General features: G+C 71.5%; 18 protein-coding genes. 1 reads left to right on the top strand and 17 read right to left on the bottom strand.

Annotated features, from left to right (window positions below; all coding sequences use genetic code 11):
- Nucleotides 1-78: 78 nt before the first annotated feature.
- From AC068B_RS26620 to bldG, 10 genes are all read right to left on the bottom strand, one after another.
- A complete protein-coding gene (locus AC068B_RS26620) occupies nt 79-1,677 on the bottom strand; it encodes an alpha/beta hydrolase (protein WP_478674145.1) in 1,599 nt (532 codons plus the stop codon).
- Between the two features lie 87 nt (nt 1,678-1,764).
- Nucleotides 1,765-2,970, bottom strand: a complete 1,206-nt coding sequence (locus tag AC068B_RS26615; protein WP_478674144.1) for a DNA polymerase III subunit delta' — start codon at nt 2,968-2,970, stop codon at nt 1,765-1,767.
- A 97-nt stretch (nt 2,971-3,067) separates the two neighbouring features.
- On the bottom strand, nt 3,068-6,289 hold the full coding sequence (gene tmk / locus AC068B_RS26610) for a dTMP kinase (protein WP_478674143.1): 3,222 nt from the start codon (nt 6,287-6,289) through the stop codon (nt 3,068-3,070).
- A 181-nt stretch (nt 6,290-6,470) separates the two neighbouring features.
- The gene (gene topA / locus AC068B_RS26605; protein WP_478674142.1) at nt 6,471-9,296 is read right to left on the bottom strand and encodes a type I DNA topoisomerase; all 2,826 of its coding nucleotides are present in this window, start codon (nt 9,294-9,296) and stop codon (nt 6,471-6,473) included.
- Nucleotides 9,297-9,738: 442 nt separating this feature from the next.
- Nucleotides 9,739-9,936: a hypothetical protein gene (locus AC068B_RS26600; protein ID WP_055567456.1), complete on the bottom strand. Its 198-nt coding sequence runs from the start codon at nt 9,934-9,936 to the stop codon at nt 9,739-9,741.
- Between the two features lie 173 nt (nt 9,937-10,109).
- Entirely contained in the window at nt 10,110-11,624 is a 1,515-nt protein-coding gene (locus AC068B_RS26595; protein WP_478674141.1) for a DUF7059 domain-containing protein, read from the bottom strand.
- A gap of 159 nt (nt 11,625-11,783) precedes the next feature.
- Nucleotides 11,784-12,368 (bottom strand): small secreted protein, encoded by a 585-nt coding sequence (locus AC068B_RS26590; protein WP_478674140.1) that lies wholly within the window; start codon nt 12,366-12,368, stop codon nt 11,784-11,786.
- Between the two features lie 232 nt (nt 12,369-12,600).
- Complete coding sequence (locus AC068B_RS26585) at nt 12,601-15,003, bottom strand: sodium-translocating pyrophosphatase (protein ID WP_478674139.1); 2,403 nt, start codon at nt 15,001-15,003, stop codon at nt 12,601-12,603.
- A gap of 512 nt (nt 15,004-15,515) precedes the next feature.
- Nucleotides 15,516-15,956: an ATP-binding protein gene (locus tag AC068B_RS26580; protein ID WP_478674138.1), complete on the bottom strand. Its 441-nt coding sequence runs from the start codon at nt 15,954-15,956 to the stop codon at nt 15,516-15,518.
- 132 nt (nt 15,957-16,088) lie between these two features.
- Nucleotides 16,089-16,430 carry an anti-sigma factor antagonist BldG gene (gene bldG / locus AC068B_RS26575; RefSeq protein WP_003975386.1) on the bottom strand — a complete coding sequence of 114 codons (342 nt, stop codon included), beginning with the start codon at nt 16,428-16,430 and terminating at the stop codon, nt 16,089-16,091.
- An 80-nt stretch (nt 16,431-16,510) separates the two neighbouring features.
- On the opposite strand from bldG, the gene AC068B_RS26570 reads away from it, so the two are divergent.
- The gene (locus AC068B_RS26570) at nt 16,511-18,964 is read left to right on the top strand and encodes a DEAD/DEAH box helicase (RefSeq protein WP_478674137.1); all 2,454 of its coding nucleotides are present in this window, start codon (nt 16,511-16,513) and stop codon (nt 18,962-18,964) included.
- Between the two features lie 188 nt (nt 18,965-19,152).
- On the opposite strand, the gene AC068B_RS26565 is transcribed toward AC068B_RS26570, so the two are convergent.
- The 7 genes from AC068B_RS26565 to ssd form a co-directional block, all read right to left on the bottom strand.
- Nucleotides 19,153-19,614 (bottom strand): Rv3654c family TadE-like protein, encoded by a 462-nt coding sequence (locus tag AC068B_RS26565; RefSeq protein ID WP_478674136.1) that lies wholly within the window; start codon nt 19,612-19,614, stop codon nt 19,153-19,155.
- Nucleotides 19,611-20,018, bottom strand: a complete 408-nt coding sequence (locus tag AC068B_RS26560) for a TadE family type IV pilus minor pilin (RefSeq protein ID WP_478674135.1) — start codon at nt 20,016-20,018, stop codon at nt 19,611-19,613. Before AC068B_RS26560 ends, AC068B_RS26565 begins: the two co-directional genes overlap by 4 nt.
- On the bottom strand, nt 20,005-20,142 hold the full coding sequence (locus AC068B_RS26555) for a DUF4244 domain-containing protein (RefSeq protein ID WP_244177928.1): 138 nt from the start codon (nt 20,140-20,142) through the stop codon (nt 20,005-20,007). Before AC068B_RS26555 ends, AC068B_RS26560 begins: the two co-directional genes overlap by 14 nt.
- Nucleotides 20,143-20,272: 130 nt before the next feature.
- Complete coding sequence (locus AC068B_RS26550) at nt 20,273-21,067, bottom strand: type II secretion system F family protein (RefSeq protein ID WP_478674134.1); 795 nt, start codon at nt 21,065-21,067, stop codon at nt 20,273-20,275.
- Nucleotides 21,064-21,930 carry a type II secretion system F family protein gene (locus AC068B_RS26545; RefSeq protein WP_478674176.1) on the bottom strand — a complete coding sequence of 289 codons (867 nt, stop codon included), beginning with the start codon at nt 21,928-21,930 and terminating at the stop codon, nt 21,064-21,066. Before AC068B_RS26545 ends, AC068B_RS26550 begins: the two co-directional genes overlap by 4 nt.
- Complete coding sequence (locus AC068B_RS26540; RefSeq protein ID WP_478674133.1) at nt 21,930-23,105, bottom strand: TadA family conjugal transfer-associated ATPase; 1,176 nt, start codon at nt 23,103-23,105, stop codon at nt 21,930-21,932. Before AC068B_RS26540 ends, AC068B_RS26545 begins: the two co-directional genes overlap by 1 nt.
- Nucleotides 23,102-24,214, bottom strand: a complete 1,113-nt coding sequence (ssd, locus tag AC068B_RS26535) for a septum site-determining protein Ssd (RefSeq protein WP_478674132.1) — start codon at nt 24,212-24,214, stop codon at nt 23,102-23,104. Before ssd ends, AC068B_RS26540 begins: the two co-directional genes overlap by 4 nt.
- Nucleotides 24,215-24,698 lie beyond the last annotated feature (484 nt).

Genomic DNA, 24,698 nt, shown 5'->3' with positions numbered 1-24,698 from the left:
TGCGCACCATCGTGCGATCAGCAACGCGGCCAAGTCTACACAGTTTTCGGGGGTGCTCCGCACACCCCCTTCGAACGGCTATGAGCAGCGCTTTCCGTCCTTCGGAACCGTGCCCTTCAGGAGGTACGCGTTGATCGTGGAGTCGATGCACTCGCTGCCGCGGCCGTACGCCGTGTGACCGTCGCCCTCGTAGGTGAGGAGGCGGCCCGAGGAGAGCTGGGAGGCCAGGGCCTTCGCCCAGGGGTAGGGGGTGGCCGGGTCGCGGGTCGTGCCTGCGACCAGGATCGGTGCCGCGCCCTTCGCCTCGATGCGGTGCGGCTTCCCCGTGGCCCGCACCGGCCAGTACGCGCAGTTCAGCGAGGACCAGGCGAGGCCTTCGCCGAAGACCGGGGAGGCCTTCTCGAACGCGGCGACGCCCTTTTCGACCTCGGCCGGGGTGGCGAAGGCGGGCGGCAGGTCGAGGCAGTTCACGGCCGCGTTGGCGAACATGAGGTTCGCGTACTTTCCGTCGCCGTCCCGCTCGTAGTAGCCGTCGGAGAGGGCGAGCAGGCCCGCGCCGTCCTTGTTCTTCATCGCCGAGGTGAGCGCGTCGCGCAGCTGGGGCCAGCCCGCCTCGTCGTACATGGCCGCGATCACGCCCGTCGTGGCGAGCGCCTCGCCGAGCCGCCTGCCGCCGCTGGCGCCGATGGGCAGCGGGTGCCGGTCCAGGCCGCCGAAGAAGGCCTTGAGGCGCTTGCCCGCGTCCTCGGGGCTCTCGTCGCCCAGGGGGCAGTCCCCGCCGCGCGCCACGCAGTCCTTCGCGAAGGACCGGAACGCCGTCTCGAAGCCCGCGGTCTGGTCGCGGTTCATGCGGCGCGCGGGCAGCGACGGGTCCATCGCGCCGTCCAGGACGAGGCGGCCCACGCGCGCCGGGTACAGCTCCGCGTACGTCGCGCCGAGGAAGGTCCCGTACGAGGCGCCGACGTACGACAGCTTGTCGTCGCCGAGCACCGCCCGCAGGACGTCCATGTCGCGGGCCGCCTCGATCGTGGAGACGTGGGGCAGGACCTTCGCCGACCGCTCCTTGCAGCCGGTCGCGAACGTCTGGAAGGAGGTGCGCAGGTCGTCGGTCTCGCGCCGGTCGTCGGGGGTGACGTCGGTCTGCGTGTACGCGTCCATCTGCTTGCCGTCGAGGCAGGTCACGGGCTCGCTGCGGGCCACGCCGCGCGGGTCGACGGCCACCATGTCGTAGTGGGCGCGGACCTCCGCGGGGTAGCCGAGGGCCGCGTACGACTGGAGGTAGCCGACCGCCGAGCCGCCGGGGCCGCCCGGGTTGACCAGGAGCGAGCCGAGCCGCCCCTTCTTCTTGGTGGCCTGCTTGCGGGAGACCGCCAGCTTGATGTCGCCCGCCGCGGGCTTCGCGTAGTCGAGCGGGACCTTCATCGAGGCGCACTCGAACCCGGGCGCACCGCAGTCGCGCCAGCTCAGCTTCTGCCCGTAGTACGGGGCGAGCTCCGCGGGCGTCGAGCGGGAGAGCGCGGCGGGCGAGGCGTCCGCCGGTGAACTCCCCGACGAGCAGCCGGAGATGAGCAGCCCGGCGGTCACGAGCAGGATGCCGCACGTACGGAGATGGAGATGACGGGTGCGGCGGGTGCGACGGCTGCGACGGCCTCGGCGGCCGCGACTGCTGATGTCCATCACGCGAGAGTAACTCTCCGCGAGCGAGTGATCACTCAACGCGCTCGTAAGAGTGAACTCGTCAACCCATGGCCAGAGCCCGGACGTTCACCCCGCCCGCAGCGCCACCGTCATCGCCTCGACCGCGAGCAGCGGCGCCACGTTCCGATCGAGGGCGGTGCGGCAGGCGCTGATGGCCTCGATGCGGCGGAGCGTGGCCTCGGGCGAGGCGCCCAGGGCCAGGCGCTGCAGCATGTCCTGCACCTCGGTGTTGGCGATGGCCACCTGCGAGCCGAGCTGCAGGGCGAGCACGTCTCTGTAGAGCGCGGTCAGGTCGGTGAGCGCGAGGTCGAGGCTGTCGCGCTGCGTACGGGTCCTGCGCCGCTTCTGCTTGTCCTCGAGCTCCTTCATCGCACCGGCCGTGCCGCGCGGCATCCGGCCGCCCTGGCCCCCGCCGAGCGCCGCCTTGAGCTCCTCGGTCTCCTTGACGTCGACCTCCTCGGCGACCTGCTTCGCGTCCTCGGTCGCCGTGTCGATGAGCTCCTGCGCGGCCTTCAGACAGCCGCCGATCTCCGCCACCCGCATCGGCAGCTTCAGGACGGCGGCCCTGCGCTCACGCGCGCGCGGGTCGGTCGCGAGCCGCCGGGCGCGGTCGATGTGCCCCTGTGTGGCGCGCGCCGCGGCCGCCGCGACGTCCGGCTCGATGCCGTCCCTGCGGATGAGCACGTCGGCGACCGCGGCCACGGGAGGCGTACGCAGCGTCAGGTGCCGACAGCGGGAGCGGATGGTCGGCAGCACGTCCTCCAGGGAGGGCGCGCAGAGCAGCCACACCGTGCGGGGCGCGGGTTCCTCGACGGCCTTCAGGAGCACGTTCCCCGCGCCCTCGGTGAGGCGGTCGGCGTCCTCCATGACGATGACCTGCCACCGCCCGACGGCGGGCGAGAGCTGGGCGCGCCTGACGAGTTCGCGGGTCTCCTTCACGCCGATGGAGAGCATGTCCGTACGCACCACTTCCACGTCGGCGTGGGTGCCGATGAGGCTGGTGTGGCAGCCGTCGCAGAAGCCGCAGCCGGGGGCGCCGCCGAGCGCGCGGTCCGGGCTCGTGCACTGCAGGGCGGCGGCGAAGGCGCGGGCGGCGGTGGCCCGGCCGGAGCCGGGCGGGCCCGTGAACAGCCAGGCGTGCGTCATCTTCGACGACTCCGGAGGCGGCGTGTCCGTGGCGGCCGCGGTCACCAGCGCGTCGGCGTCCCGGGCGGCGGCGCCCAGCTGCTCGCCCACCCGCTCCTGCCCCACCAGGTCGTCCCACACGCTCATGGGGTCACCGCCTTACGCTGCGCTCTGCTGTTCTGCCGGACTGCCCATTGTGAAGGACGCCTCTGACAATCCGGCCCGGCCGCGGTGTTCAGCGACCTCAGCGACCTCGTCGGCCGCGCCGACCCCGCCCGCCGCCTTCGTCGTTCCTGTCGTCCCTGTCGTCCTCGTCGTGCGACCCGAGCAGTTCGTCGGCCAGCGACGGCAGGTCGTCGAGCGGCGTCTCCTCGGCCCAGTCGGAGGGAGCCCGCCGGGGCACTCCCTGCTCGTCGACCTGGGGCAGCTCGCGGGTCCTGTCGTTGCCGCCGTCGGACGGGGGCGCGGGCCGCTCGTCCCGGAAGTAGCCCGGCGGAACCTTGTCCTGCCCCACGGCAGGCAGCACGGCCGTCTCGTCCGTGGCGCCTTCCGGAGCGGGCGGCTGCGGCAGCACCGCGGTGTCCTCCGCGCCGGGCCCCTCGGCACCGACCGCCGGGAGCACGGCCGTCTCGTCGGCCGCTCCGGAGGGGAGCTTCACCACGGGCGTGGGCACGGTGGTCTCGTTGTCGGGCACGGGCGGCGCGGCAGGCGCCTTGTCCGCAGGAGCATGGGCCTTCTGCTCGGGGGCCGCCGTCTGCTGCTCGGGCGCCGCCGTCTGCTGCTCCGCAGCCGGAGCCTTCCGCTCAGGAGCAGGGGCCTTCCGCGCGGGAGCCGGGGCCCTCCGCTCAGGAGCCGGAACCGGATTCGAGACCGCCGTGGCCGCCGCCGCAGAAGCCGCCGCGAGCCGCCGCGCCTCCTCCGCCCGCAGCAGCGCCTGCTCGGCCTTCCGCTGCTTCTCGAGCCGACGCTCCTCCGCCTCGGCGCGCAGCCGCGCCTCTTCCTCGGCCTCCCGGCGGCGCCGCGCCTCCTCGGCCGCCCGCACCTTCTCCTCGGCGAGCAGCCGCGCCTTCTCCTCCTCGGCCTTGCGCCGTGCCTCCTCGGCACGCTTCCTGGCCTCCTCGGCCTGGCGCTCGGCCTCGCGGCGCTGGGCCTCCTCCAGCTCGCGCTGCTTGCGCTCCTCCTCCTCGGCGCGGAGCTTGGCGAGCTGCTCCTGGCGCTCGCGCTCCAGACGCTCCTCCTCGGCCTTGCGCGCGGCCTCTTCCTCGGCCTTGCGCCGCGCCTCCTCCTCGGCGGCCTTGCGGGCCTCCTCCTGCGCCTTCACCTCGGCCTCGGAGAGCGGGAGCACCAGGTCGAGCCGGTGCCGGATGACGGTCGTGACCGCCTCGGGCTCCTGGGCGGCGTCGACGATCAGGTACCGCCCCGGGTCGGCGGCGGCGAGCGTGAGGAAACCGGACCGCACACGCGCGTGGAACTCGGCGGGCTCCGACTCCAGTCGGTCGGGCGCCTCCGTGAACCGCTCGCGGGCGGCCTCGGGCGACACGTCGAGCAGGCACGTCAGGTGGGGTACGAGGCCGCCGGTCGCCCAGCGGTTGATGCGGGCGACCTCGGTCGGCGACAGGTCACGGCCGGCGCCCTGATAGGCGACGGACGAGTCGATGTAGCGGTCGGAGATGACCACGGCGCCGCGTTCGAGGGCGGGGCGCACGACGGTGTCGACGTGCTCCGCGCGGTCGGCGGCGTACAAGAGCGCTTCTGAGCGGTGCGAGAGACCGGCCGACGAGACGTCGAGGAGGATCGACCGCAGCCGCTTGCCGACGGGCGTCGCCCCCGGCTCGCGCGTGACGACGACCTCGTGCCCCTTGGCGCGGATCCACTCGGCGAGCGCCTCGGCCTGCGTCGACTTGCCTGCGCCGTCGCCGCCCTCCAGGGCGATGAAGAAGCCGGTGGCGCAGGCGGACTGCACCGGGTCGTCGCCGCCGCGCAGCGCGTCCAGCAGGTCGTTCCTGAGCGGGACGCCCTGTCGGTCGTCGGCCTTGGCCAGGACGAGCGCGGCCACCGGCAGGAGCAGGGCGCCGACCAGCATGAGCGTGAACGCGGCGCCGCCGTGGTCGAAGACGAACTTGCCGTTGACCATGCGGTGCGGCCCGATCGCGGCGGCGACCACCGGGGCCACCAGCGCGCCGAGCGCGAGGGAGAGACGTACGACCGCGTGGAGGTGCTCCGTGGTGCGGGCCCTGCGGTAGTCCTCGACCTCCTGGTCGAGCAGCGCGTGGCCGATGTTCGCGGCGACGCCCGCGCAGACCCCGGCAAGGGCCAGGAGCAGCAGCACCGTCGTCACGTCGGGCACCAGGCCCGCGGCGAGCAGTGCGATGCCGGTGAGGGCGATGGCGATGGCGAGCAGCCTGCGGCGCGAGAGCGTGGGCAGCAGGGACGGCGCGGTGCGGATGCCGATGGCGGTGCCGCCGGTCAGCGCGAGGACGATCAGGCCGTACGTGACGGGTCCGCCGTCCAGGTCCTTGGCGTGCAGCACGGCGACGGCGACGGCGGCCGCGACGGCCCCCGCGACGGCGGCGCAGGCCGCGACGAACAGCAGGATCGCGCCGGTGCGGCCCTTGTCGGTGCCGGTGCCGGTACGCGGCCTGCGCAGCCCCTCGAGCGGGCTGCGCGCGCGGGGCGTCTGCGTACCGGGAAGTTCGAGGAAGTAGACGATCGACAGCGAAGCGGCGAAGAGCCCGGCCGCCACGAAGGAGGCGAGCCCGGCCTGGTGCAGCTCGAACCAGTCGAGGCCCGCGCCCAGGAGGTTGCCGATGAGGGTGATGCCGACGAGGGTCGCGGCCGCGATGGGCAGCGCAAGGAATCCCGTACGCAGGGACAGGCGCCGCAGTGCGTCCATGTGGTCCGGCAGCGGTCGTACCGTCGCGCCCTCCAGGGGCGGTGCGGGCAGCAGCGCGGGGGCCGCGCTCTCCTTGGCGACCGTCCAGAAGCGTTCGGCGACGCCGATGACGAACGACGTCACCAGGATCACCGCGAGGGCGTTGTCCGGGGTCCAGTCGATCCACAGCGGGGCGACGACGAGCAGCGCGGCCCGGACTCCGTCGGCGCCGATCATGGTCCATCGGCGGTCGAGCGGACCGTCCGGAGAGGTGAGCGAGGTGAGCGGGCCCAGAAGCACCGCTCCGAAGAGCAGCGTCGCGAGAACGCGTGCTCCGAAGACGGCGGTCACGGCGAAGGCGACGCCTCGGTAGCCGCCTCCGAAGGCGCCTTCGGCGATGGCCGACTGGAGCGCGAGAATCACCAGGACGAGCAGCGCGAGCGCGTCGCCGACACTGTCGACGAGCTGGGCGCTCCACAGCCTCTTCAGCTGGGGTACGCGCAGCAAGGCGCGGACGGCACGCTCTCGGGAATCTGCGACCAGGGCGTCGTCGGGGGCCGGGTTTCCGGCCGTTGGCTGCTCGGCACGCGTCATCCGTCCAGCCTATCTGGACGGACCCGCTCCCCGCGGAGCCACCCGAACAAACGACCGTCAGGTCCCGTGACGGGCGAGATGCGCGGAATCCACTGTGCCGGGCGCCCAAATCAGGACACCCGGCACGGGAACATCACTCTTCAGAAGCGCCACTTCTCTGAAGGGTCACTTCTCTGAAGGGTCACTCCTCCGAAGCAGCACCCTGGGAAGCGGCCGTCTTCTTGGCGGCAGTCTTCTTTGCGGTGGTCTTCTTCGCGGCAGTGGTCTTCTTGGCCGCCGTCTTCTTGGCAGCGGTCTTCTTGGCCGGTGCCTTCTTGGCGGGTGCCTTCTTCGCCGTCTTCTTGGCCGGGCCCTTGGCCCGCTTCTCCGCGAGGAGCTCGTAGCCCCGCTCCGGGGTGATGTCCTCGACGGAGTCGGCCGCCCGCAGCGTCGCGTTCGTCTCGCCGTCCGTGACGTACGCCCCGAAACGGCCGTCCTTCACGACGACCGGCTTCTTGCTGACCGGGTCCTCGCCGAGCTCCTTCAGGGGCGGCTTGGCGGCGGCGCGGCCGCGCTGCTTCGGCTTGGAGTAGATCTCCAGGGCCTCGTCCAGCGTGATGGTGAAGAGCTGCTCCTCGGCGTCGATGGAGCGCGAGTCGGTGCCCTTCTTCAGATACGGCCCGTACCGCCCGTTCTGCGCGGTGATCTCGACGCCTTCCGCGTCGGCACCGACCACGCGCGGCAGGGACATCAGCTTGAGGGCGTCCTCAAGGGTGACCGTGTCGAGCGACATGGACTTGAAGAGGGAGGCCGTGCGCGGCTTGACCGCGTTCTTGCCGGTCTTCGGGGTGCCCTCGGGGAGCACCTCGGTGACGTACGGGCCGTAGCGGCCGTCCTTGGCGACGATCTGGTTGCCGCTGTGCGGGTCCGCGCCGAGCTCGAAGTCGCCGCTCGGCTTGGCGAGCAGCTCCTCCGCGTACTCGACGGTCAGCTCGTCCGGCGCCAGGTCGTCGGGGACGTCGGCGCGCTGGTGGTTCTCGGAGTCCCGCTCGCCGCGCTCGATGTAGGGGCCGTAGCGGCCGACGCGCAGCACGATGTCGTTGCCGACCGGGAAGGACGACACCTCGCGGGCGTCGATCGCGCCGAGGTCGGTGACGAGCTCCTTGAGTCCGCCGAGGTGGTCGCCGTCTCCGTTGCCCGCGTCGGCGGCGCCGCCGGAGCCCTCGCCCTCGCCGAAGTAGAAGCGCCGCAGCCACGGCACCGCCTGGGCCTCGCCCCGCGCGATGCGGTCGAGGTCGTCCTCCATCCTGGCGGTGAAGTCGTAGTCGACGAGGCGCCCGAAGTGCTTCTCGAGCAGGTTGACGACGGCGAAGCTCAGGAAGGAGGGCACGAGGGCCGTCCCCTTCTTGAAGACGTATCCGCGGTCGAGGATCGTGCCGATGATCGACGCGTACGTCGACGGGCGGCCGATCTCGCGCTCTTCGAGCTCCTTGACGAGGCTGGCCTCGGTGTAGCGGGCCGGGGGCTTCGTCGCGTGGCCGTCGACCGAGATCTCCTCGGCGGAGAGCGCGTCGCCCTCGTTGACCTGCGGGAGCCTGCGCTCGCGGTCGTCCAGCTCGGCGTTCGGGTCGTCTGCGCCCTCGACGTACGCCTTGAGGAAGCCGTGGAAGGTGATGGTCTTGCCGGACGCGCTGAACTCGGCGTCGCGGCCGTCGGCGGCGCGGCCACCGATCTTGACCGTGACGGAGTTGCCCGTCGCGTCCTTCATCTGGGAGGCGACGGTCCGCTTCCAGATCAGCTCGTAGAGCCGGAACTGGTCGCCGGTCAGGCCGGTCTCGGCGGGCGTGCGGAAACGATCCCCTGACGGGCGGATCGCCTCGTGCGCCTCCTGCGCGTTCTTGACCTTCCCGGCGTACGTGCGCGGCTTGTCCGGCAGGTAGTCGCTGCCGTAGAGCTGCGTGACCTGCGCACGGGCGGCGGTGACCGCCGTGTCCGACAGGGTCGTGGAGTCCGTACGCATATAGGTGATGAAGCCGTTCTCGTACAGCTTCTGGGCCACCTGCATGGTGGCCTTCGCGCCGAAGCCCAGCTTGCGCGAGGCCTCCTGCTGCATCGTCGTCGTACGGAACGGGGCGTACGGCGAGCGGCGGTAGGGCTTGGACTCGACCGAGCGTACGGAGAAGGCCGTGTCCTGGAGGGCGGCGGCCAGCGCGCGGGCGTTCGCCTCGTCCAGGTGGAGCGTGGCCGCGCTGTTGGCCTTCAGCTGTCCGACGGAGTTGAAGTCGCGGCCCTGTGCGACGCGCTTGCCGTCGACCGTGGTGAGGCGGGCGACGAGCTGCGAGGGATCGGAGGCGTCACCGGCGCGGCCGGTGCCGAAGGTGCCGGTCAGGTCCCAGTACTCGGCGGAGCGGAAGGCGATGCGCTCGCGCTCCCGCTCGACGACGAGGCGGGTGGCCACGGACTGCACACGGCCTGCCGACAGGCGCGGCATGACCTTCTTCCACAGGACCGGCGAGACCTCGTAGCCGTACAGACGGTCGAGGATGCGGCGGGTCTCCTGCGCGTCGACCATGCGCTTGTTGAGCTCGCGCGGGTTGGCGACGGCGCTGCGGATCGCGTCCTTGGTGATCTCGTGGAAGACCATGCGGTGGACGGGGACCTTGGGCTTCAGGACCTCGAGGAGGTGCCACGCGATGGCTTCGCCCTCGCGGTCCTCATCGGTTGCGAGGAAGAGTTCGTCGGACTCCTTGAGGAGGTCCTTGAGCTTCTTGACCTGCGACTTCTTGTCGGCATTGACGACGTAGATCGGTTCGAAGTCGTTCTCGACGTCCACGCCGAGGCGGCGCACCTCGCCGGTGTACTTGTCGGGCACCTCCGCGGCGCCGTTGGGGAGGTCACGGATGTGCCCGACGCTGGCCTCGACTACGTAGCCGGGGCCGAGGTAGCTCTTGATCGTCTTCGCCTTGGCAGGCGACTCGACGATGACGAGTCGGCGGCCGCCCTGTGCGGTCTCGCTGGTCGGGGACAACTTCGCTCTTCTCTCCGGTCGACGCTCGGTGGCAGTGCGCGGCAGCAGTGCATCGGTCGCACTGCCGCGTGGCACCGCCCAGTCGCATTGCACGGTGGCAATGCTCGTGGCAGTGCGGTGACAGTGCCCGCATGGCTTGCGTTGCGCTGTCGCTGCGGAGTGTGACGGTACATCCCGCCCCCGTGTCAAACGGGAAAAGCCCGCAACGGCCACTCGAACGGTAACCCGACTACCGCCATTCCTGCCGCCCGGAGTGGCGACCCGCTGTTTCGCCGCCCTGCGTGGCCGGGGCCCGCGCGCCACCTGTGCGATCACTGGGAAGCAGGTGGCCGCAGGGCCTCGGAGAGAGGGTCCGCCCTGCCTGGGCGCGGGTGTCCCGCGGCCGTGCCACGCGTGTCCGATCAACCGGAAGCAAATGCTCCGCCGTGTCGCCCGAGCCGTCTCACAGCCGCGTGAAGCACCACACTCCGAGCAGCAGCGCGCCCGATCCCGCGAGCGTCGCGAACGTCGCCGATGCGATGGGGTTCACACCCTGGGCGACCGGCGAGCGGTGCGCGACACGCGCACCGGTCCACATCAGCAGTCCGGCGCCGAACAGTGCGAACACCGTTCCGGCGAAGATCGCTGGTCCGCTCTCCATGGCCTTGCCTCCCCGTGCCGAGTTCCCTGCCGGGAGGCTGACACGCACGGGAATCGGGAGTACGAAATCGGGGTGAACGGCGAGCGGCCCGCCCGCGTCGCATCCGAAATGCCCGGTGCGGGCGGGAAGTTGGCTGATTCTCCCTCTTCGATCGGGCGCGATGCGCAGAGCGGCTACGCCCCCGCAGGAAGCAGAAAGCCCTGCTGCACGAGGAGCCTGATCTGCGCGGGCGTCCGGTCCCGCAACAACACCGGGTCCTCCTGGACCAGTTGCGCGATGGCGTCCAGGATCCGTCCGGCGCTCAGCGAGCCGTCACAGACACCCGCGAACCCGGCGCCCACCGTGTCCACCTTGGTGGCCCGCCGCATCCCGCGGTGCTGGCGCAGCACGACGTGCTCCGGGTCCTCGGCGCCCGGCAGTCCGACCTGCTCCTGCACGACCTCGTCGGCGAGCTTGAAGTGCGCGGCGAGCAGCGCGGCGTCGTCGTGCGCACGCAGGTACTCCTGCCGCTCGAAGAACTCCCGCACCGTGTCGCCGAGCGGCTGCTCGACGGGGTGCGGCCACTCCTCGACGGTGACGGACGGCTCGGCGGCGGCCGTCTTCCTGAGCGTGATCCAGCCGAATCCGACGGCGCGCGTGCCCCGCGCCTCGAACTCGTCCAGCCATGCGTCGTACCGCGCGGCGTACTCCGCGGAGTCCGTGCGGTGGTCCCCCGCGTCCCGCAGCCAGAGCTCGGCGTACTGCGTGATGTCCTGCACCTCGCGCTGCACGATCCAGGCATCGCAGTCGCGCGGCACCCAGGACCGCAGCCGGTCCTGCCACTCCTCGCCCTCCACGTGCTGCCAGTTGGCCAGGAAGTGCGCGTACCCCCCTTCGTTCAACCGCTCCCCCGCCTCCTGAACGAGCGACCGGCACAGATCGTCCCCGCCCATGCCGCCGTCCCGGTACGTGAGGCGGGCCCCCGGCGAGATCACGAAGGGCGGGTTGGACACGATCAGGTCGTACGTCTCGTCCGCCACCGGCTCGAAGAGCGAGCCCTCCCGCAGGTCCGCCTCCGGGGCGCCGGACAGCGCCAGGGTGAGCCGGGTGAACCGCAGGGCACGGGGGTTGAGGTCGGTCGCGGTCACGCGCGTGGCGTGCTGCGCGGCGTGCAGGGCCTGGATGCCGGAACCGGTGCCCAGGTCGAGGGCGCTCGCGACGGGCCCGCGCACGGTGATGCCCGCCAGGGTGGTGGACGCGCCGCCCACCCCGAGGACGACGCCTTCCTCGTGCTTGCCGATGCCGCCCGCGCCGCCGACCGCGCAGCCCAGGTCGGAGACGATGAACCAGTCCTCACCGCTCGGTCCGCCGTACGGCCGCACGTCCACCGTCGCCCACAGCTCACCGTCCCGCTCGGCCAGCCAGTCGCTCTCCAGGAGTACGTCGACGGGCAGAACGTCCGCCACGCGCGCGTGGGGCACCGATTCCTGCAGCAGGAAGAGGCGTACGAGCGCCGGGAGGGCCCCGTCCCCGCGCGTGGCCCGCAGCGCGGGCACGGTCTCACTGCGTGCGAGCGCGGTGTAGGCGGGGGCGCCGAGCAGGTCGAGCAGCCCGTCGGCGGTGAAGTCGGCGGCGAGCAGCGCGTCGCGCAGGGCGGCGGCGACATCGGCGCGGTCGGACGAGGGCAGGGGAAGGCTGGCGTTACTCACCCCTCCATTGTGGCCCGCCGGGCGCGCCGATGCCCTCGGCACCGCCTGGGTGCCGAGGGCATCGGGAGCATCGGGAACGTACGGCCGAAGGAGTCGGCTCGCAGTTGCCCCGGAGTGAGCTCGGGATCAGCCCGGGATCAGCCCGGGATCAACTCGGGGTCAGCTCTTGGCGGAGGGCGTGGCGGACGCGCTCTTGCAGCTTTCCTGCTTGCGCATCGCCTTGCCGACCTCCCCCTCCTGGAGCTTCTCCAGCGCCTCGCTACCGCTCTTGCTCAGCTTGTCCAGGTCGCCCGCGACGTCCTTGAGGCCGTCGGCGAAGTCCGCCTGGTTCTTGGTGTCCAGGCCGTCGACCTGCTTCTTCAGGTCGCCGTACGACTTGGAGATGGCGTTCAGTTCCTTGACGGCGTCGTCCGTCTTCTTCTTGCCGTCGTCGACCGGGGGCGCGCCCGCGTTCTTCACGGCGTCGCCCATCGACTTGTAGGCGTCGGACATGTCCTGGAACGCCTTGGAGTCGGTCTTCTGGACGTCGGCCGGCGCGCTGTTGTCAGAGGTCTCCTTCTGGATCGCGGTGTTGGCGTCCGCGATCTTCTTCGACTGCGGCTGCACCGAGTCACAGACCTTCTTGGCCCAGTCGTCCAGCTTCTTGTTGCCGTCGTCGCTGCACCCAGACAAAGCGAGTACCAGTACCGCACCGCCGGACAGTGCGGCTGCAAGCTTCTTGTTCACCGGATTGGTCCCTTCCATGGCTCTCGGCCCCGGAACTTACACGCCAACTGGGCTACATCCGCATGCCGGGGGCCTGGTACATCCGCTATTGCAGCCATTTGCACCAAGCGGCGTAAGGGTGAGGAGCGCGAGATAAGGCTCACGACTCGCCCCGTACACGCCGACGGGCGGACGGCGCATCAAAAAGCGCCGTCCGCCCGCGTGTTGGGCAGAGCCCGACTCGGAGTCACCGAATCACCGGGTCAACCAGTCACGAGACCACCGCCGGGTCGGCCGGTTTGGCCACCCGCTCGGAGTTGCCCTCGTCCCCCACGGCGATGCCGCGCCGCTTGGAGACGTAGACCGCGCCGATGATGACCACGATGGAGAGCGCCGCGATCAGCACCCGCATCCCGACACTGGCGTCGTCCCCGTAGCTGAACTTGACCACCGCGGGCGCGATGAGCAGCGCCACCAGGTTCATCACCTTCAGCAGGGGGTTGATCGCGGGACCCGCGGTGTCCTTGAACGGGTCGCCGACCGTGTCACCGATGACGGTCGCGGCATGCGCCTCGCTGCCCTTGCCGCCGTGGTGCCCGTCCTCGACGAGCTTCTTGGCGTTGTCCCAGGCACCACCGGAGTTGGCGAGGAAGACCGCCATGAGCGTGCCCGTGCCGATCGCGCCCGCCAGGAACGAGCCGAGCGCGCCGACGCCGAGCGAGAAGCCGACCGCGATCGGCGTGAGCACGGCGAGCAGACCCGGTGTGGCCAGCTCGCGCAGCGCGTCCTTGGTGCAGATGTCGACGACGCGTCCGTACTCCGGTTCCTCGCTGTAGTCCATGATCCCGGGGTGCTCGCGGAACTGCCGCCGCACCTCGTAGACCACGGCGCCCGCCGACCGCGACACCGCGTTGATCGCAAGCCCCGAGAAGAGGAAGACGACCGCGGCGCCGAGGATCAGGCCCACCAGGTTGTTGGGCTGCGAGATGTCCATCACCAGGTTCATCGGGGCGCCGTCGCCCATCTTCTCGCCGACGTCCTTGGCCGCGGTCGCGATGGCGTCGCGATACGACCCGAAGAGCGCCGACGCCGCGAGGACCGCGGTCGCGATGGCGATGCCCTTGGTGATGGCCTTGGTGGTGTTGCCGACCGCGTCCAGGTCGGTGAGCACCTGCGCGCCCGCACCCTCGACGTCACCGGACATCTCGGCGATGCCCTGCGCGTTGTCGGAGACGGGACCGAAGGTGTCCATGGCGACGATGACGCCGACCGTGGTGAGCAGGCCGGTACCGGCGAGCGCCACCGCGAACAGGGCGAGCATGATCGACGTGCCGCCGAGCAGGAACGCCCCGTACACGCCGAGCCCGATCAGCAGCGCGGTGTAGACCGCCGATTCCAGACCGAGGGAGATACCGGCGAGGACGACGGTGGCCGGGCCGGTGAGCGAGGTCTTGCCGATGTCCTGCACGGGACGCCGGTTGGTCTCGGTGAAGTAGCCGGTGAGCTGCTGGATCAGCGCGGCCATCACGATGCCGATGGCGACGGCGACAAGCGCGAGGATCCGCGGATCGCCGTCGTGGCCCTTGATCGCCGCGTCCGTGACCCCGTCCAGGTCGGCGTACGTGGACGGCAGGTAGACGAAGACCGCCACGGCCACGAGGACGAGCGAGATGACCGCGGAGATGAAGAATCCGCGGTTGATGGCGCTCATCCCGCTGCGGTCGGAGCGCCGGGGCGCCACCGCGAAGATGCCGATCATCGCCGTCACGACCCCGATGGCCGGAACGAGCAGGGGGAAGGCGAGCCCGGAGTCGCCGAACGCCACCTTGCCGAGGATCAGCGCGGCGACGAGCGTCACGGCATACGACTCGAAGAGGTCGGCGGCCATACCGGCGCAGTCGCCGACGTTGTCGCCCACGTTGTCGGCGATGGTCGCGGCATTGCGCGGATCGTCCTCCGGAATGCCCTGCTCGACCTTGCCGACCAGGTCGGCGCCGACGTCGGCGGCCTTGGTGAAGATGCCGCCGCCGACACGCATGAACATCGCGATCAGCGCGGCGCCGAGGCCGAAGCCTTCGAGCACCTTCGGCGCGTCGGCCGCGTAGACGAGCACCACACAGGAGGCGCCCAGAAGACCGAGCCCCACCGTGAACATGCCGACAACGCCGCCTGTGCGGAAAGCGATCTTCATGGCCTTGTGCGAGACAGCGGTGAGATCCTTTTCGGGTTCACCTTCTGCCGGAGTGGCCTCTCGGGCGGCGGCTGCGACGCGCACATTGCTGCGTACGGCGAGCCACATACCGATATAGCCGGTGGTCGCCGAGAACGCCGCTCCGACCAAGAAGAAGATCGATCTTCCGGCGCGCTGATTCCAGTCGTCCGCGGGCAGCAGCATGAGCAGGAAGAACACCACGACGGCGAATGCGCCGAGAGTGCGCATCTGCCGACCCAGATAGGCATTCGCGCCTTCCTGGACCGCTGCCGCGATCTTCTTCATGCTGTCGGTGCCCTCGCCTGCCGCGAGTACTTGTCGTACGAGCACACCTGCGACGACGAGCGCCGCGAGCGCGACGGCCGCGATCACCATCACGATGAGACGGTTGTCGTCTGTCAGGACTGCGGCTGCGAAGGTTGAGGGATGGTCAAACTGATGAGGGGTAGAAAGCCCCGCCATTCGTCCTCCTTGACGCTGGGGCTGAGCTCAAGATGTGGACGGATTGTAGGGAGCGGAACCTGATCAAAACAGAGCGCCACAAACGGAATTGACCTGAGATTGCTTCTCAGCAAATGATCGCACGCAGGGATTGGCCCCGAAAGCGGTAATGCCTCAAAACCGTTGACGGTAGATCGTCGATCTAGGGCCATAAATGATCAGAAAAAGAAAAGGCCCAGTTCACCGCGGTGGTGACGGGGCCTGTCGGTGCGGCGGGGCGGGCAGCGCCGGAGGGCTTACGCCGGAGGGTGGGCCGGGACGGAACGGGACACGTCAAGGCTGGACCGCGGGGCGGGAAGTCGTGGAACGGGTAGTCCTGGAACGGGAAGCGGGACGCCACGGGACGGGATTCCGCAGAGCGGGGTGCTGTGAGGCGGTGAGCTGCGAGGCGGGGAGCCGTGCAACGGGGAACCGTGGAGCGGGGCGGGGCAGAGCGGGGCAGGGGCGGGACGGAGCGGGGCAGGGGCGGAGCTTCAGGGCACGAGGGGCGCTGGCGTCGTCGGCCAGCTCATGCGGATCAGGCCACCGGCCTCGCCTGCCGTGACCTCCACGTCGTCCACGAGGCCGCTGATGACCGCGAGGCCCATCTCGTCCTCGCCCTCGGCCTCCGCCTCCCCACCGTCGTCGAGACGCGAGCCGGGCACCCGGTCACCGGGCGCCACACGGGGGGCCTCGTCGCCGACCTCGATGGAGAACTGCTTCTCGTCCTCGATCAGCGCCACCCGCACCGGCGCCGTCACTCCGCTGCTCTGATGCAGCCCGACGGCGCGAGTGCAGGCCTCGCCGACCGCGAGCCTGACCTCGTCGAGAACGGCCTCGTCCACCCCGGCCCTGCGCGCCACCGCGGCCGCCACCAGACGGGCGGTCCTGACGTGCTCGGGCAGCGCGCTGAAGCGGAGCTCAACGGTGGCCATGCATCCCCCTCGACAAACGCACGTGCTGTCAGGGGGCCGGGCCGCAGGCCCGGTCCCCTGCTGTACGGCCGACATTCAGCCAGCCAACCTTCGACCGACCGACATGCCGACCAACGTTCAGCCGATGGCCACTCAGTCGGTGGCCGCGACCGCTTCCTCAACCGAGGTGTGGATGGGGAACACCTTGGTCAGGCCGGTGATACGGAAGATCTTGAGAATGCGCTCCTGGTTGCAGACCAGGCGCAGCGAGCCCTCATGGGCACGCACCCGCTTCAGGCCGCCGACCAGCACGCCGAGTCCGGTGGAGTCGAGGAAGTCCACGCCCTCCATGTCGACGACAAGATGAAAACTGCCGTCGTTCACCAGCTCGACCAACTGCTCGCGCAGCTTGGGCGCGGTATAAACATCGATTTCGCCACCGACCTCGACGACCGTACGATCGCCGACGGTACGGGTCGACAGGGACAGGTCCACGGATCCTCCAGCACCTTGCTATCGAGCGGTCATCCCTCGGGACACCTCGGCAGAGCCCCCAGGACGGATCGCCAGCCGCGATGGCATTCAATCACTTACCGGCAGGCGTGCACGACGCCTTCGGACCATTGTCCATCCCGCCAGTGACACACTCGGTGCCGATGGCCAAAATTTCTCCTCCCGGAGGACCCTCTTCGGGCGCCCCGGCACGCACGTCCCCGCGGACCGTTCTTGACCGGCTCACCGCGGGGCCGAGCCGTGCATCGCGCGTCACTCATACGGAGCACCTGCCCCCACGTGAGGCCCGGTATGCAGTCTGGCCCGACCGCATCCGATCCGAGGTCATATCCGCCGTCCAGGCCGCGGGCATCGAGCACCCATGGGCCCATCAGGCGCTGGCCGCCGAGCACGCCCTGGACGGGGAGTCCGTGGTCGTCGCCACCGGCACCGCATCCGGCAAGTCCCTGGCCTACCTCACCCCGGTCCTCTCCGCCCTCCTGGACGGCTCAGAAGCGCCCAACGGCCGCGGCACCACCGCCCTGTACCTCGCCCCCACGAAGGCCCTCGCCGCCGACCAGCGCCGTGCCGTCCGCGAGCTCGCGGCCCCGCTCGGCAACGCGGTGCGCCCCGCCGTCTACGACGGCGACACCCCCTTCGAGGAACGCGAGTGGGTCCGGCAGTACGCCAACTACGTCCTGACCAACCCCGACATGCTGCACCGCGGAATACTCCCCTCCCACCCGCGCTGGTCCTCCTTCCTGCGCTCCCTGCGCTACGTCGTCATCGACGAATGCCACACCTACCGCGGTGTCTTCGGCTCCCACGTCGCCCAGGTCCTGCGCCGCCTGCGCCGCCTCTGCGCCCGCTACGGCTCCGAGCCCGTCTTCCTCCTCGCCTCCGCCACCTGCGCCGATCCCGCGGCGTCCGCGGAGCGTCTCACCGGCCTGCCCGTGCAGGAGGTCGCCGACGACGCCTCGCCCCGCGGCGACCTCGTCTTCGCCCTCTGGGAACCCCCGCTCACCGAACTCCACGGCGAGAAGGGCGCTCCGGTCCGCCGCACCGCCACCGCCGAGACCGCCGACCTCCTCACCGATCTCACCGTCCAAGGAGTCCGCTCGGTCGCCTTCGTACGCTCCCGGCGCGGCGCCGAACTGATCGCCGTGATCGCCCAGGAACGCCTCGCCGAGGTCGACCGCTCCCTCCCCCGCCGCGTCGCCGCCTATCGCGGCGGCTACCTCCCGGAGGAGCGCCGCGCCCTGGAGCGCGCCCTGCACTCCGGCGAACTCCTCGGCCTCGCCGCCACCACCGCACTCGAACTCGGCGTGGACGTCTCCGGGTTGGACGCGGTCGTCATCGCCGGTTACCCGGGGACGCGGGCCTCGCTCTGGCAGCAGGCCGGACGGGCCGGGCGGTCGGCGCAGGGCGCGCTGGCCGTCCTCGTCGCCCGGGACGATCCGCTGGACACGTATCTCGTCCACCATCCCGAAGCGCTGTTCCAGCAGCCCGTCGAATCCACGGTCCTCGACCCCGACAACCCGTACGTCCTCGCGCCTCACCTCTGCGCCGCCGCCTCCGAACTCCCGTTGGTCGAGGAGGACTTCGCCCTCTTCGGCCCCACCACCGAAGAGCTCCTCCCCCAGCTGGAAGCCGCGAAGCTGCTCCGCCGCCGCACGAAGGCCTGGCACTGGACCCGCCGGGAGCGGGCCGCCGACCTGACCGACATCCGCGGCGAGGGCGGCAAGCCCGTCCAGATCGTCGAGGAGGGCACGGGCCGACTGCTCGGCACGGTGGACGCGTCCGCCGCGCACACGACCGTGCACGAAGGCGCGGTCCATCTCCACCAGGGGCTCACGTATCTCGTGCGCCAACTCGACCTGGAGGACTCGGTGGCCCTCGTCGAGGAGGCCGCGCCGCCCTACTCGACGACCGCGCGCGACACGACGGCGATCTCCATCCTGGAGACGGACACCGAGGTTCCGTGGGGCGCGGGGCGGCTCTGCTACGGCTCCGTCGAAGTCACCAACCAAGTCGTCTCCTTCCTGCGTCGTCGCGTCATCACTGGCGAGGTCCTCGGCGAGACCAAGCTGGACCTCCCTCCTCGTACGCTCCGTACGCGCGCGGTGTGGTGGACCGTGACCGAGGACCAGCTCGACGCCGCGCGCATCAATCCCGAGATCCTCGGCGGTGCGCTGCACGCCGCCGAACACGCGTCCATCGGCATGCTTCCGCTCTTCGCCACGTGCGACCGGTGGGACATCGGCGGCGTCTCCGTGCCGCTGCACCCGGACACGCTCCTTCCCACGGTCTTCGTGTACGACGGGCACCCCGGCGGGGCGGGCTTCGCCGAGCGGGCCTTCCATACGGCTCGGGAGTGGCTGACGGCCACGCGCCAGGCGATCGCGTCCTGCGAGTGCGAGGCGGGATGCCCTTCGTGCATCCAGTCCCCCAAGTGCGGCAACGGCAACGATCCCCTGCACAAGCGGGGGGCTGTGCGGCTCCTTTCGGTTCTGTTGCGGGATGCGGGGGCGCCTTAGGCGGGCGTCTGCGCCTGCCGTCTGCTTGTGGGTGCGGGGCCGCGGGGGGATGTACGTACTCGCTATCCCTGCGCCACGCCACACGTCTCCGAGCGTCACGGTCAGCTCGGTGCTCCGTGCGCACATACCCCCACGTCCCCTCCGGCGCGCTTGCGACTGCAGGCCGGTGGGGGGGCAACCTCGGGCCCCTACTCCCGCTGGACGTCGCGGGGCAAACGGGTGCGTGGGTGGGGAACATCCGCCGCAGAGCGGCGGGCTTGGGCTCCTACGCCTGCCGGACGGCGCAGGGCCACCCGTGACGTTGCCGGGCCCGCCCGCGCGCGGGCCGTCGCGGTGAAGGGGCCCGCAGAGGACGCGGCCGTGACCTCGGAGATCTCGCCCCGCACCGCGCACCGCAGGACCCGCGCCCCCTGCTCCTCAGCCACCCGCACAGCCCCCGCGCACGCCTCCGTGGAGCCCGTCGGCCATCGGTCCGCCGCCGCGAGTGCCGCCAGGTCCGCCGCGCCGCCCGCCCGGTGCCGGGCCACGACGACCTGAGTCATCGCGAGCACCGCGCCGCAGATCGCGCCTAGTACGGCCATCGCGACGACCACCCACACCGTGGCGGCCCCTCGATCGCGGCCCGCACCTCGCCACCCGGCGGCTCTCATACGGCCACCCCCACCGTCTCCTCGGCCAGCGCCACTGCTTCGGACCGCAGGCGCAGGCCCAGGCCCAGCACCTCGGGGCCCGGCGCATCCGCCACCACCTCGACCCGCACGAGGTCGTCCTCTCGCCGCACGGACACGTGTGCCCCGCGCGGCGCCGCCTGTCGGGCCGCAGCCGCGGCCGCGTCGTCCGGGTCCTGTCGGGCCGCCGCCCGCGCCCCGGCCCTGGCGGCGTCCACGCACTGGATCTGCGCGGACGCCGCCAGCAGCGTCCAGAGCAGCGCCATGGTGAAGAGCACCAGGGTCGGCAGCACCACGGCCGCCTCCGCCGTCACGAAACCCCGGTCTGAGAAAGGGGTTTGGAGACCGGTGCGATGTCGCCTTCGCTCTGCCTCAGAACGGGACATCGAGTGCCTTCTCCACCAGCGCCTGCAGCGCCGCCTTGACCTGCCCGCTCGTCACCACCTTGTAGAGCAAGCCGGCGAAACCCACCGCCGCGATCAAGCCCATGGCGTACTCGGACGTGACCATCCCTGCATCCCGGTCCAGCGCACTCACCCGTCGCCTCAGACCGCGCAGCCCTCGCATCATCCGCCCCCGCATTGCTACCTCCGTTGTTGGGTTCTTCTCGGTACCGGCCCGTGTTCTGTCTTGGTCTTGGTCAGCCCGTGCTCAGCAAGCCGTCTGCCAGGCCCATGACCACCGGCAGCACTCCGACCGCCACGAACGCCGGTAGGAAGCACAGGCCCACCGGGGCCGTCATCAGGACCGCCGCTCGGCGTGCTCCGGCCGTCGCCGCTCTGGTGCGCTCGGCCCTCGCGTCCGCGGCCAGGCGGGCCACTGGGTCCGCGGTCGGTGCGCCGGAGTCCCCCGCGCGCTCCAGGAGGCGGGCCAATGGTGCGGCGCCTTGGATCGCGGCCAACTGGGCCCATGCGTTTGACGGTTCGCCGCCTAGGCGCACCTCCGCCGCACCTCGGGACAGGCGCGCGCCGATCGGGCCCCGCAAGGACTCCCCTACGGCCTGGGCCGCCGCCATGGGGCTCGCCCCGGATGCGATGCAGGCCGCCAGGAGATCTGCCGCCAGGGGGAGTTGGTGTGCCGCTTCTCGTGCTGATTCGTTCGTGAGTTTCTGGCTTTGTGGGGTCGCGTACTTCCGGTGGAAGTGGCGCCAGGTGAGGTATCCGACGGCCGCCGCTAACAGCACGCCGGGCAGGCCAGTGAGCAGTGCGTACGTGGCGCTCGCCGTGCCGGATGCCAGGAGCCAATCCCGTTTGCCCCCGAGGCGGTTCGGCCATGGTTTTCTGGGGTGGCGTGCTGGGGGCCTTGTCGTGGGCAGGGCGCTTTCTGCGCGCTGTCGCTGTGCTCTTTCCCTTCGGGCAGCCAGCGCCGTCAGTGCCAGCCAGAGCAGGGCCGTCGATACCCACACGATCACCCCCAGCCTGTGGACAACGTTCATCGCTCCTCCGCCCCGCGCATGATGCGCAGCGCCCACCACACCCCGACGCCCTCCAGGACTCCGCCCATTGCGAGGCATGCCAGTCCCGGGCCGGTGTGGAGCAGCACGTGCAGCGGGTCCGCTCCCAGTGCGCCGCCCATCAGCAGCCCCAGCAACGGGAGGGCCGCCAGCATCACGGCGGTCGACCGGGCGCCTGCCAACTGAGCTCTCAGGTCGGCGCGTTGATCGCGTTCGGAGCGCAGTGCGTCCTCCAAGCGCTCCAGGCCCACGGCCAGGCCCGCGCCTCGGTCCACCGCGACGCGCCAGCACGCCGCCAGCCCCCGCAGGCCTTCGGCGCCGGGCTCTTGAGCCGCCGCCCGCAGTGCCCCCGGCACGTCTCCGCCGAATCGCGCCGCCGCCAGCACCGCGCTCCGGGCGGTTCCAGGGCCGACACCCGCGTCGGCAGGCTCGCGGAGAGTCAGTCGCAGCGCCTCCCCGGGCTGACGGCCCGCCCGCACCTCACCCGCGAGCTCCCCGCACAGTGCGATCACCGCGTCGTCGCGCCGCTCCCGGTCCACGCGCGCCTCCCGCGCCCGCCGCACCCGCGCCGCCAACGGCACCCCGGCCGCACCCACGACGAGCGGCACCACTGACTCCCCCAGCAGCGCCACCGCCAACCCGGCCACCAGGCACCACCATTCAGGGTGCAACCGGCCACGGAGCGATGCGATCAGCCGGTGCCAGGTCTGGGCTCGGGGCGGCTGTTGTGTTTGGGGCGGGAAGAGCTTTTGCGAGCGGTGGGCTTCGTGGTTCCGTCGGGCCATCAGCCAGGCTGCGCTTCCGGCGCACATCGCCGTCGCCGCTGTCCACAGGGTGGTGGTCATCATCGGTCCTCGCCCCCGTCTCCGGCCGCGAGGAGGGTGTTCAGGTGGTTCCAGCCCTGCTCCTGGGTGAAAGCCCGCACGCCCCATCTCAGCGCGGGTACCGTCACCACCAGGCCTGAGGCGGCTCGCTCCAGGACGTGCACCTCCGCCATGCGGCGGCGGCCCGTCCGGTCGCGTACGAGATGGATCACCACCGACAAGGCGGCCGCCAACTGGCTGTGCAGGGCCGCCCGGTCGAGACCCGCGGTCGTGCCCAGGGCCTCCAGGCGGGCGGGCACGTCCCCTGCGGCGTTGGCATGGACCGTGCCGCAGCCTCCCTCGTGTCCCGTGTTCAGCGCGGCCAGCAGGTGCACCACCTCCGCGCCCCGCACCTCCCCCACGACCAGGCGGTCCGGACGCATCCGCAGGGCCTGGCGCACCAGGTCGTCCAGGCCGACCAAGCCTGCCCCTTCCTGGTTCGCGGGCCTGGACTCCAGGCGCACCACGTGCGGGTGGTCGGGCTTCAACTCCGCGGAGTCCTCGGCCAGTACGATCCGCTCCTTCGGGCCCACCAGACCCAGCAGCGCGCTCAGCAGCGTCGTCTTACCGGTGCCGGTGCCGCCGCTGATCAGGAAGGACAGGCGGGCGTCGAGCAGGGCCCGCAGGATCCGGTCGCCGCCCGGCGGGATGGTGCCCGCCTCGACCAGCTCCGCGAGGGTGAAGGCCCGGGGGCGCACGACCCGCAGGGAGAGGCAGGTCGAGCCCACCGCCACCGGCGGCAGGACCGCATGCAGGCGGGTGCCGTCCGGGAGGCGTGCGTCCACCCAGGGCCGCGCGTCGTCGAGGCGGCGGCCCGCCACGGCCGCCAGGCGCTGTGCGAGCCGACGCAGCGCGGCTGCGTCCGGGAACGTGATGCCCGTGAGCTCCAGGCCGCCGCCCCGGTCCACCCACACCCGGTCGGGCGCGGAGACCAGCACGTCGGTCACGGAGGCATCCGCGAGCAGCGGCTCCAGAGGGCCCGCCCCGACCAGCTCGGAGCGCAGCTGTGCCGCAGCGCCGAGGATCTCGGTGTCACCGAGCACCCGGCCCTGGGCCCGCAGCGCTTCGGCGACCCGGGCGGGGGTCGGCTCCATCCCGCTCTCCGCAAGCCACTGCCGCACTCCGTCCAGCATCCGGGCCCCGACCACCGCGCTCATACGCCCCCTCCCACGGCGTCGGCCGGCAGACGGCTCCAGAAGGCGGTGCAGAACCGTGCGAGCGGCCCGCGTGCGGCGCCCCCCGGCGGCGATCCCGCGGCCTGCGCCTCCGCAAGCCCCGGCTCCCAGGGCACTTCACCGGCCAGCGGCAGTCCGAGCAGTCCCCCGACCTCCTCGGGGTCGAGCCCGCCGGGCGCCGGACCCCGCGCCGCGACCACCCGCAGGTCCCGCAGCGCCATGCCCGCAGCCGAGGCCACGCGGCGTGCCCCCGCGACCGCCCGCAGCTCCGCGGGCACCACGAGGAGCCCCAGGTCCACCTGGGCCAGCGCCTCGGCAACCGCCTCGTCCACCCGGCGGGGCAGGTCGACGACCACCGCGCCGCCGCGCCTGCGGGCCGCCGCGACGACCGCCCGCACGGCTTCGGGGGCGACCGCGACCGCCTCTCCCCGGTCCCAGCTCAGGATCCGCAGCGCATGGACGTGTGGCAGCGACTCCTCGAGCGCGCCTCCGCCGACCCTGCCCCGCGAAGCGGCGAAGGCAGGCCAGCGGAGCCCTTCGGTGCTCTCGGCGCCGAGGAGGATGTCGAGGCCGCCGCCCAGCGGGTCCGCGTCGACGAGCATCGTGCGCCGCCCCTCCCTGGCCGCCGTGACGGCGAGGGCGCAGGCCAGGGTGGAGGCCCCGGCGCCGCCTCGGCCGCCGATGACCCCGACGGTGAGCGCGGGGCGGCCCACGCCCTCGGCCACGTCGGCGATGCGGTCCACGAGCCACTGCTCGCCGTCCGGCAGGACCAGCACGTGATCGGCGCCGATCTCCACCGCCCGCTGCCAGACACCGGGATCGTCCTGATCCCGCCCCACCAACACGACTCCGCGCCGCCGCACGGCTCCGCGCACCCGGTCCGCCGCGTCGTCCCCGACCAGGACGAGCGGGGCGGTGTCCCAGCTCATCCTGCGCTCGGGCCCTCCGTGGTGCACCTCGGGCAGCGCTCCCGCCGCGGCGCATAGCCGCAGCAGGTCATCCAGCAGCTCCACGTCCTCCGTGACGATCAGCGGTCCGCCCTGCCGCGCCTCGGCCTGCGCGGCCACGTCACTCGAAATGACTCCGCCCACGATCCCCGTCCCCCTCTTGGCACATGACTCCTGTGAATGCCGCGCTCGTCATCCGCGAAGAACCGGCAAAGCAATCCGGCCATGAACTTCGCGAGTGGAACGGGCGGAATCAGCGTGCGGCGGCGGCGGAAAACATGTGGATCTTGGTCAATAACTGTGGACAAGACGGCGCCTGTGAATATCTCCATCACCCATACCGGTGACATCGCACTGCCTTCACGATGACTTCCGCAGAGCAGCCCTACGACTACGCTCCGTGACGAATCTTGGGCAGGGCGCGAGAAGGTCGAGAAGGAGATGAGAACGGCTCAAGGGCCGGAAGAGGATCAGCGGAGGGTTCAAAAACCCATCCGGACATGCGACGACCCCCGCCGGGGGGGAGAGCGGGGGTCGTCCCCACGGTCCGACTCGGGGGGGGAGGAGCCAGACCGGGTTAGCACGGTCGCGAACGATCCGTGACTTCCATGGTGTACCCGAGAGCCTT

It is taken from the genome of Streptomyces sp. NPDC042371 (assembly GCF_056437465.1).
Note: the sequence above shows the minus strand (reverse complement) of the source record. Positions and strands in the feature narration are given on the sequence as shown.